General features: G+C 70.4%; 8 protein-coding genes. 2 read left to right on the forward strand and 6 right to left on the reverse strand.

Features of this window, described 5'->3' with window-relative positions:
* Window positions 1–21: 21 nt before the first annotated feature.
* Entirely contained in the window at window positions 22–816 is a 795-nt protein-coding gene (locus ACZ7CD_RS24730; RefSeq protein WP_470379753.1) for a helix-turn-helix domain-containing GNAT family N-acetyltransferase, read from the reverse strand.
* 32 nt (window positions 817–848) lie between these two features.
* Window positions 849–2,291, reverse strand: a complete 1,443-nt coding sequence (locus ACZ7CD_RS24735; RefSeq protein ID WP_360395643.1) for a neutral zinc metallopeptidase — start codon at window positions 2,289–2,291, stop codon at window positions 849–851.
* 180 nt (window positions 2,292–2,471) lie between these two features.
* Here ACZ7CD_RS24735 and ACZ7CD_RS24740 point away from each other — a divergent pair, with 180 nt between their 5' ends.
* Together ACZ7CD_RS24740 and ACZ7CD_RS24745 are read left to right on the forward strand one after the other, a co-directional pair.
* A complete protein-coding gene (locus ACZ7CD_RS24740) occupies window positions 2,472–3,062 on the forward strand; it encodes a DUF6230 family protein (RefSeq protein WP_360395645.1) in 591 nt (196 codons plus the stop codon).
* On the forward strand, window positions 3,053–4,195 hold the full coding sequence (locus ACZ7CD_RS24745; protein WP_470379754.1) for a DUF6114 domain-containing protein: 1,143 nt from the start codon (window positions 3,053–3,055) through the stop codon (window positions 4,193–4,195). The genes ACZ7CD_RS24740 and ACZ7CD_RS24745 overlap by 10 nt, the downstream gene beginning before the upstream one ends.
* Before the next feature lie 68 nt (window positions 4,196–4,263).
* On the opposite strand, the gene ACZ7CD_RS24750 is transcribed toward ACZ7CD_RS24745, so the two are convergent.
* The 4 genes from ACZ7CD_RS24750 to ACZ7CD_RS24765 form a co-directional block, all read right to left on the reverse strand.
* Complete coding sequence (locus ACZ7CD_RS24750) at window positions 4,264–5,637, reverse strand: neutral zinc metallopeptidase (RefSeq protein WP_458430525.1); 1,374 nt, start codon at window positions 5,635–5,637, stop codon at window positions 4,264–4,266.
* Between the two features lie 156 nt (window positions 5,638–5,793).
* Window positions 5,794–7,956, reverse strand: coding sequence for a 1,4-alpha-glucan branching protein GlgB (gene glgB, locus ACZ7CD_RS24755; RefSeq protein WP_458430526.1), 2,163 nt, complete (start codon window positions 7,954–7,956; stop codon window positions 5,794–5,796).
* A gap of 3 nt (window positions 7,957–7,959) precedes the next feature.
* Window positions 7,960–9,270 (reverse strand): maltokinase N-terminal cap-like domain-containing protein, encoded by a 1,311-nt coding sequence (locus ACZ7CD_RS24760; protein ID WP_360395653.1) that lies wholly within the window; start codon window positions 9,268–9,270, stop codon window positions 7,960–7,962.
* A 7-nt stretch (window positions 9,271–9,277) separates the two neighbouring features.
* Window positions 9,278–9,741, reverse strand: a 464-nt coding sequence (locus ACZ7CD_RS24765; RefSeq protein ID WP_360395655.1) for an alpha-glucosidase C-terminal domain-containing protein, incomplete at its 5' end; no start/stop codon positions are given.

The following is a 9,741-nucleotide window of genomic DNA, read 5'->3' on the forward strand; positions in this document are numbered from 1 at the left end:
GGACCCCGCGTACCCTCTGAATTAGGGGCGGCGGCGTTCGAGGAGTACGGTGTCGCGCCATTTGCCGTGGTGCTGGGCGATCCGTTCGCGGAGTCCGACCGTGCGGAACCCCGCCCGGTGGTGCAGTGCGATGCTGGCGCGGTTCTCCGGGAAGATCACGGCCTGCAACGTCCACAGGCCGTCGGCATCGGCGGCCGAAACCTGGTGGTGCAGCAGGGTTTTGCCCACGCCGCGGCCCTGGAACGCGTCGCTCACGTAGATCGAGGTCTCGGCCACGCCCGCGTAGCACTCGCGCGGTGAGACCGGGGCGGCCGAGGCCCAGCCCGCCACGGAACCGTCCACCACCGCGATCCAGCGGTGGTCCGGGAGCCATTTCTGCTCCAGCGTGCGGCGGGACGGGACCTCGGTTTCGAACGTCGCGTTGCCCGAGGCGATGCCCTCGCCGTAGATGCGGCGGACGTCGGGCCAGTCGGCCGCGGTCATCGCGCGCACGGCGACACCGGCGACCGGCCGGACCGAACCGGTGGTCAGCGCGCCCATCACGGCGTCGGCGGCGTGCGGCAGACCGGTGCAGCACGACGGGTTCACCGACACCATCGTCGCCGTGCCCTCGCGCCGCACGCGCAGGAAGCCGACCTCGGAGAGCTTGCGGACGTGGTGCGAGCAGGTGGACTGGCTGATGCCGAGCGACGTCGTCAGCTCGCCCACCGTGACCTCGCCGGGCGCGGACGCGACCTGGTGGAGCAGGCGCACGCGCGTGGGGTCGGACAGGCTCGCGAACCACGAGGCGTACGTGGTGGCTTCATCGGTCAGCACCGGAAAAGTATCGACCGGCGTCGATCAAAGGGTCAAACCGAGTACTTCTTCACGCACAGCGCGGAACCGCGGAAGAACCCGTCGGCGAAGGCCTCCACCCGTGCGAACCCGGAGGGCACCGCCTTGCCGTTCACGTCGGCCGCGATGAGGCTGTCGTCGGCGAGCAGCTCGGCCACGGCCTCGTCGAGGTCGCCGGGGGACAGCCGCAGACCCGCGGCGGGGTCGGGGCGGTTGGTGAGCCCCGCCCACGCCCCGGTGAGGCACGCCGTGCGCTGGCCCGCCGCGTCGTCGTCGAGCCTGAAGCCCGTGGCGCTCTGGATGGACAGCGAGAAGCGGGACGCCACGACGGCGAACGCGGCGAAGTCGCCGATGCCGCCCTTCTGCCCGCGCTTGGGCGGGGTGCCGATCTTGACCAGCGACGGCAGGTCGAGCTGGACCTGGTTCGTGGCGGGGCAGTAGGACGCGGGCGAGGTCGTCTGGGCGTCGGCGCAGGACCTGATGCCGCCCTTGTCGAGGGCGGGGAAGGCCGCGCCGCTGGACCTGTAGGCGTCGCGCAGCGACTCCTCCAGCGCCTTGAGGTACTTGTCCTGGTCGATGCGGGCGTTGCCGCGGCCCTGGCCCTGGTCGGTGTCCTGCAACGAGAACGGGCGTTCGGTGATGCGCTTGTCGATCTCGGCCTCGTTGATCTCGGCGCAGCGGGCGGCACCGCGCACGAACCCGAACTGGAAGGCGGAGACGCGGTCGAACGCGCTGCCGTGGGCGCCCTGCTTCTCGAACGAGGTGCCGGCGGAGTCGCGGATGAAGAACATGGTCTGCAGCACCTGGTTGAGGCCCTCGCCGGTGGACAGCTCGAAGTGCTTGGACCTGTTCTCGGCGATCCAGCGCATGAACACGCCGGTGTAGCAGTCGGCCTGCTGCTCCTTGACGATCGACTGGGTGTTCGGCCCGATGCCGGACGCGGCACCGAGCTTGTACTGCACGGCGTGGCCCATCTCGTGCGCGAGAACGGTGACGACGGCCATCGGGCCGAACGCGTCCTTGAGCATCGGCAGCAGCTCGCCGCGGTCCCAGGTGATGCTGTCGTCGACCGCGCAGTAGAACGCGTTGGCGATGCCGGTGGTGTTGAGGCGGCAGACCTCGACGCCCTTGCCGTTGGAGTCGTAGGAGATGAACCGCTTCACCGGCTCGAACGCCTTGCCGCCGAACGCCTTCGGCATCTCGTCCTTCCAGAACTCCTGGACGTCGGCGAGCGTGTTGATCGCGAGCTGGTCCATCTCGCCGCCGTCGCCGTTCTCGACGGACAGGTCGGCGTTCGGCACGCCGGGCTTGGCGCCGGACGGGCCGTTGGTGATCGCGAGGCCCGCGACCTTCGTGGGGTCGGGCCGCTCGCCCTTCGGTGCTCCCTCGACCACGGAGGAGCATCCCGCCAGCGCGACGACGGTGGTGAGCGCTGCGGCCAGGCGTCCGATCCCCATGGTCAGAGGCTACTCAGTGCCCTCTGGGCCTGGTGAGGGAACCACCAGCGGCCAAACGTGAAACTCCCTCACCCCGTGGGGTGATTTCAAGACTGCACGGACTCGTTTCCTTGTCCCGCCGATGTTCCGGAGCGCACAGTCCCCCCACGCAAGCCTTCGGCGTGGAAGGAGTTTGGCGGTATGGGAAGAACGCGCTGGGCACGGTTCGTCGGGGTGCTCGGCATCGGTGCCGTGGGCGCCGGTGTGCTCCTCTTCGGCATGTCCCAAGGAGCGCTGGCCGCCTCGTTCTCGGTGTCCGGCAGCAGTTTCAAGGTGTCAGCTGACGGCTTGACGGGCCAGGGGTACGTCCAGTTCGGCGGGGTGGACGCCGGGTCCGGTCAGGTGCACCCGGTCGCGGTGAACGGCTTCAAGTCGGCATCGCTCGACAAGTTCTGCCAGTCGGTCTTCGTCCCCGACATGCCGGTCGTCGGCGACCTCACGATGCGCATCGAGGCCGGCGGCAAGGGCGGCATGGAGGCGACCAACCTGGTCGTCGGGCTCACCGACATCAGCGGTGACCTGACGCTGGGCAACCCGCAGATCGGCATCGACGCCGGCACGCTGTCCAAGGGCCCGGAGGGCCTGAAGGGCCTGCCGGGGTCGTTCGGCATGCAGGCCGACACCGTCAACATCGCGGCGCTGCGGCAGGTCGCGTGGAGCACGACGGCCCAGTCCATCAAGTTCAAGGGGATGAACCTGAGCTTGAAGCAGGGGCAGAACGAGTGCTTCTGAGGCTCTGGCGCAGCTTCACCGCGTGGCGGCGTGGCCGGCCCTTCTGGGCCGGCCTGTTCGTCATCGCCGGTGCGATGGTCATCCTGTTCCCGCCGTTCGTCGGCGTGAAGCTCGGCGACATGATCATCTCGATCAAGACGATCGGCGGCGTCTCCGCGCTGCTGATCGGCACGTTGCTGATCATCTGCGGTCTGTCGCTGTGGATCGCGCCGGGGTTCCGGCTCGCCTCCGGCATCGTCACCGTGCTGCTGTCGCTGGTGGCGCTGGTGACGACGAACCTCGGCGGCTTCCTGCTCGGCACCGTCCTCAGCCTGCTCGGCGGCGCGCTCGCCGTGGCGTGGACCGACGTGCCGAAGGAACCGAAGGCGCCGGGGGAGAAGCGCAGGAGGAAGGGCCGGTCGGAGCTCTCCCTGGAGAACCCGGCACCGCCGATGGCCGCCGTGGCCCTGATCGCGCTGCTCGCCGTCCAGCAACCGTCCGCCGACCCCGCCGACCCGTCGGTACCGCCGCCCGTGAGCACCACCCAGGCCCCCACGAGCAGCTCCGTCGCACCGCCGTCGAGCAGCACGCCACCGGGCACCCCGCCGGGCAGCTCCACCCCGCCGCCGGCGTCGTCGTCCGTGCCGGCCCCACCGCCGAGCACGGTGCCGCCGTCGACGCCGGCCACCCCGCCACCGGCCCCTGCCCCGGCGGCGGGCGGCAGGGAGTGGACCCTCACCGCCTCCCGGCTCGACCTGGTCGGCCTGAACTTCGCGGGCGTCGTCGACTCGGTGCTGAACGGCCAGGTCGTGAAGGTCCTCAAGTTCACGGCCACCGACATGAAGATCCGCGACCTGGTGCAGACCGGCGAGGTCTCACCCGGCGTGCAGCTCGTGACGAGGGCCGCGCCCGGCAGCACGTCCACGGTCTCGGTCCCGTTCGGCTCACCGGCCAGGATCGAGCTGTTCACCGTGCAGCTCAAGGGGAACCTGGACATCCTCGGCATCAAGATCCCGGTCGACTACACCGCGGCCCACCCGCCGCCGCTGAACGTGCCGATCGCGTCGTTCACCGAGGTCACGGTGCGCAACGCGGACCTGGCCGGCGGCACCCTGAAGATCCCCGGCGCGAAGATCTCGCTCCAGTCGAGCTGACCGCCCCCGGCACAGTGAAGCCCGCAGCGGAACGGTCCGCTGCGGGCTTTCGGCTGCCGGGCGCGAGATCAGTTCAGCCCGCACTTCTTCGGACCCTCGAACACCCCTTCGCGGAACCGGGCCACCCGCTCGAAGCCGGGGTCCACCGCGTCACCGCCGGTCGCGTCGCGGGCCGCGTAGTCGAACCGCAGCAGCACCGTCACCGCCTCGTCGAAGTCGCCCGGCGACAGCCCGAACCCGTCCTGCCGCTGGAACACCGCGCCGGTGTACGCGCCGGCCAGGCACAGCGCGGCCTTCGAGGCCTCCTCGCCCTCGGTCGGCTTGCCGAGGACGGCCAGCTCGGCCAGTGCGTACCGGGTGGCGATCAGCGTGCCGGTGGCGTAGTCGCCGAGCTCCTTGTGCAGCGCGGGCAGCTCGTCCTTGGTGTCGATCTTGATGGTCTTGTCCGACGGGCAGTAGGCGACCGGGCCCTGGTCACCGGAGCAGTCCGGCTCGCTGGACGCGGCCTCGGCGCGCACAGTCGGCCAGGTCTTGCTCTGGGTCGTGGCCAGCGTCTTGAAGTACGTGTCGAGGTCGGGGGTGACCGACTCCAGCATCTCGTCGAACGGCAGGTTGCCGCCGTTCGCGCGGTCGCGGGTGCTCGTGAAGGCGCGCTGGGTGAACGTGCGGTTCTGCACGGACATGGCGGCGCAGAACTTGGGGCCCTGCTCGAAGCCGTCCTGGAAGGCGGCCACGCGGTCGAACGCGCTGCCGTGCGCCTGCTCGTCCTCCGGTGAGGTGCCGACCGGGTCGCGGAACGTGATCAGCGCGCCCAGCGCCTTGTCCAGCGCGTCGGTGCCGATGTCGAGGTACTCGGAGTCGCCGTCGGTGACGTGCCGGACGAACGAGCCCGCGAAGCAGTCGGCCTGCGCCTCGGTGAGGATCGTCGGGTACTTGTCCGGCTCACGGCGCTCCGCCTCCGGCGTGATGCCCATGCGGTTCTGCACGGCGTGGCCGACCTCGTGGGCCAGCACGACGACCACGGCGGCCTCGCCGAAGCGGTCCTCCAGCACGGGCAGCAGCGACGAGCGGTCCCAGGCGATGGCGTCGGCCGAGGGGCAGTAGAACGCGTTGCCCTCCACGTCGGCGGCCTTCTGCGTGCACGGCGGCGGCTTGGCGGCCGAGTCCGCGGTGTCGACGGAGTAGTAGCCGCCGCTCAGCTTCTTCCACGGCTTGCCGAACGTCTTCTGGAACGAGTCGGTCCAGAAGACCTCGATGTCCGTGAGCGCCGTCGCCGCGAGCTGGTCGATGCGGCCGTTGTCGCTGCCGCGGACCTGGATCGTCGGGTTGGCGGGTTGTTGCTTGACCACCTTGGCGGCACGGGGACGGCCGGGTATCCCGGCGGTGCACCCCGTGGCGAGCAGGGCGGTGACGACCATCAGCGCGATGCTCCAGTGCCGCATCACACCATTGTGCCTGCCGCCCGGCTCGACGGAGGCCCTACTCGGCGAACTCAGGCGCATGTGATGGTCAACGTGTGCCGGGCCGATCGGGTTCACCCGGCGAGATCACCGCCGGTGACCGGGGTGCGACCGGCTGCGGCCGCACCCCGGCCGGCGTCACAGCTCGTCGGCGGGGTCCGGCACGAGCCACAGCACGCCCGAGGGCGGCAGCTGCAGGACCGCCGACGCGGGTCGCCCGTGCCACGGCTTGGCCTCGGCGACGACACCGCCCATGTTGCCCACGCCCGACCCGCCGTAGTGCGCCGCGTCGGTGTTCATGAGCTCCTTCCACCGCCCGGTCGACGGCAGGCCGACCCGGTAGTCGTGGTGCGGCGAACCGGAGAAGTTCGCGACGCAGGCGAGCGTCGAGCCGTCCTCACCGACCCGCAGGAACGACAGGACGTTGCCACCCGAGTCGTTCGCGTCGATCCACTGGAAGCCCTCCGGCGTCACGTCGTGCGAGAACAGCGCCGCGGCGGTCTTGTAGACCGAGTTCAGGTCGCGCAGCAACGACTGGATGCCCTGGTGCAGCGGCTCCTGCTCGACCAGGTGCCAGTCGAGCGACCGCGACTCCGACCACTCCTGCCGCTGCCCGAACTCGCCGCCCATGAACAGCAGCTGCTTGCCGGGGTGCGCCCACATGAACGCGAGCAGCGACCGCACGCCCGCCGCCTTGTTCCAGTCGTCGCCGGGCATCCGGGTCCACAGCGAGCCCTTGCCGTGCACCACCTCGTCGTGCGAGAGCGGCAGCACGAAGTTCTCGCTCCACGCGTAGACCAGCGAGAACGTCATCTCGTTGTGGTGGAACGAGCGGTGGACCGGCTCACGCGACAGGTAGTGCAGCGTGTCGTGCATCCAGCCCATGTTCCACTTGAAGCCGAACCCGAGACCGCCCAGGTGCGTCGGCCGCGTCACGCCCGGCCACGCCGTCGACTCCTCGGCGATCATCACGATGCCGGGGTGCCGCTTGTAGACCGTCGCGTTCAGCTCCTGCAGGAACCGGACCGCCTCCAGGTTCTCCCGGCCGCCGTGCTCGTTGGGCAGCCACTGGCCCTCCGGCCGCGAGTAGTCGAGGTAGAGCATCGACGCCACGGCGTCCACGCGCAGCCCGTCGAGGTGGAACTCCTCGATCCAGAACAGCGCGTTCGCCACGAGGAAGTTGCGCACCTCGTTGCGGCCGAAGTCGAAGACGTACGTGCCCCAGTCGAGCTGCTCACCGCGACGCGGGTCGGCGTGCTCGTAGAGCGGGGTGCCGTCGAACTTCGCGAGCGCCCAGCTGTCCTTGGGGAAGTGCGCGGGCACCCAGTCGACCAGCACGCCGATGCCGCGCTGGTGCAGGGCGTCGACGAAGAACCGGAAGTCGTCCGGGGTGCCGAACCGCGAGGTCGGCGCGTAGTAGGAGGTGACCTGGTAGCCCCACGAACCGCCGAACGGGTGCTCGGCCACGGGCAGCAGCTCGACGTGCGTGAAGCCCATGTCCTCGCAGTAGTCGGCGAGCTCGGTCGCGAGCTGCCGGTAGCTCAGGCCGGGCTTCCACGACCCGAGGTGCACCTCGTAGATCGACATCGGCGCGTTCGCCCACTGCGTCGCCGCACGCCGGGCCGTCCACTCGGCGTCCTGCCACTCGTGCTCCGACCGCGTGACCACCGACGCCGTCTGCGGCGGCACCTCCGTGGCGAACGCCATCGGGTCGGCCTTCTCGTGCCACACGCCGTCGGCGCCGAGGATGCGGAACTTGTACCGCGAGCCCACCGGCACGTTCGGGAGGAACACCTCCCACACACCGGAGGACCCCATGGACCGCAACGGGTTCGCGCGCCCGTCCCAGCCGTCGAAGTCACCCGTCACGCGCACACCGCGCGCGTTCGGCGCCCAGACGGCGAACGACACACCGGTGACGTCACCGGTGACCGTCTCGTAGCACCGCACGTGCGCGCCGAGCACGTCCCACAGCCGTTCGTGGCGGCCCTCGCCGATCAGGTGCAGGTCCAGCTCGCCGACGGTGGGCAGCCACCGGTACGGGTCGTCGACCTCGATCGTGCGGTCGCCGTAGGACACGAGCAGCCGGTAGTCGCCGGGCGCCTCCGGCAGCTCGCCCTCGAAGAGGCCGTCGGCGATGCGCGGCAGCTCGACCTGCTTGTCACCCCACGCCACGGCGACCGAGGTCGCGCCGGGCCGCAGGGCCCGCGCGACCACCTGGTCGCCGACGGTGTGCACACCCAGCACCGAGTGCGGGTCGTGGTGCGCACCGGACAGGAGTCGGTCCAGGTCGGCCTTCACGGCTTACTCTCCTCCAGAAGTCATCCGGGCGATCGACGACAGCGGCACCGTCAACCACTCCGGCCTGTTGGCGTGCTCGTAAGCGACCTCGTAGACCGCCTTGTCCAGCTCGAACGCGCGCAGCAGGTGCGCGTTGTCCCGCGGGTCGGCCGCCACCTCGGCGTAGCCGTCGCAGAACGCGGCCCGGTTGCGCTTCGTCCACTCCATCGCGCGGTAGGCGAGCTGGTCGTCGTCGGGCTGGCCGACGAGCAGCTGCCTGGCCGCGTAGTCGAACGACCTCAGCATCCCCGCCACGTCGCGCAACGGCGACCGCAGCGCGTTGCGCTCCTCGACACCGGCGGCCGGCTCGCCCTCGAAGTCGATCAGCAGCCAGCCGTGCACGGTCCGCAGCACCTGACCCAGGTGCAGGTCGCCGTGGACGTGCTGGATCGGGATCGCCCCGACGTGCCTGCGGGCCTCGTCGAACGACGCGCGCAGCGCGCTCTCGTAGCGGCCCAGCTCCGGCACCGCCTCCAGGACGGTGTCCAGGCGCCGCTGCATGCCCGCGATGGCGCGGGTGACCGCGTCGTCGTCGGCCATGCGGGTGCCCAGCGCCTCCGCGAGGTCGGCGTGCACCTTGGCCACCGCGTGCCCGAGCCGCTGCGCCTCGCCGGCGAAGTCGCCGCCCACCTCGAACGCGTGCAGGTCGGCCTCGGCCATCAGGTCGCGCACCGAGGTCTTGGCCATGTCCCAGCCCTCGACCGCGTCCGGCAGGAACTCCTGCAGCATCGCGAGCGTGACCGGCTCGCCGTCGAGCGTCGTCGAGATCGAGCCGAGCGGGCGGGCGATGTGCTCGCAGCCCACCGACTGCAGCGCCCGGTGCATGACCAGGTCGCGGTTCTCGCCGCGGGCGAGCTTGCGGAAGATCTTCAGGATGTACTGCTGGCCGTAGATCAGCGACGTGTTCGACTGCTCGACGCCGATCGGGCGGCCGCGCAGCGCCGTGCGCAGCTCGACGCCCGGCTCGTGCGCGAACTCGATGCCGTTGACCCGATCGCCGGCGGCGATCTTCTCCAGCAGCAGGCCGTTGCGCTCCGGGTCGGCCGTCGCGTCGAAGCCGTCCGAGTGCTCGCTGATCACGAGCTGGTAGGCCTCGGTGCGGCCGGGTTGCTCCACCTCGACGACGCAGTGCACCAGGTCGTCGGTGAGCGGGGTCGTCCGCAGTGGACGGACGGCGGTGATCGCGCGGTCCTTGCCGCCGAACCACCGCAGCGTCGGCAGGACGTCGGGCAGGGTGCCGACCAGCTTGTCGGCGAGCTCGTCCGGGTCGATCATGCGCGCCTCACCTCATCTCGCTGTCGTCGCCCGCCTCTACCAGCTGGAACCAGTAGAAACCGTGACCGGGAAGGGTCAACAGGTAGGGGAGTTCCCCGATCGAGGGGAATTTGACACCTCCGGTCAGTTCCACCGGCGTGTAGTCGCGGTGCTCGGAGAGGTCCAGCTCGACCGGTTGCGGGAAGCGGGAGAGGTTGTTCACGCACAGGACGATGTCCTCGCGCCCGTCGGGGCGCTTCCACATCCGCTTGTAGGCCAGGACGCTCGGGTTCGAGCCGCCCAGCTCGGTGAAGTCGCCCTCGGCGAACGCGTGGTGCTGCTTGCGCACCTCGATCATGTGCCGGGTCCAGTTGAGCAGCGACGAGGAGTTGTTGAGCTGCGCCTCGACGTTGAGGCCCTGGTAGCCGTAGACCGGGTCCATGATCACCGGCAGGTAGATCCGGCCCGGGTCGCAGGAGGAGAACCCCGCGT

It is taken from the genome of Lentzea sp. NPDC036949, from assembly GCF_055608075.1.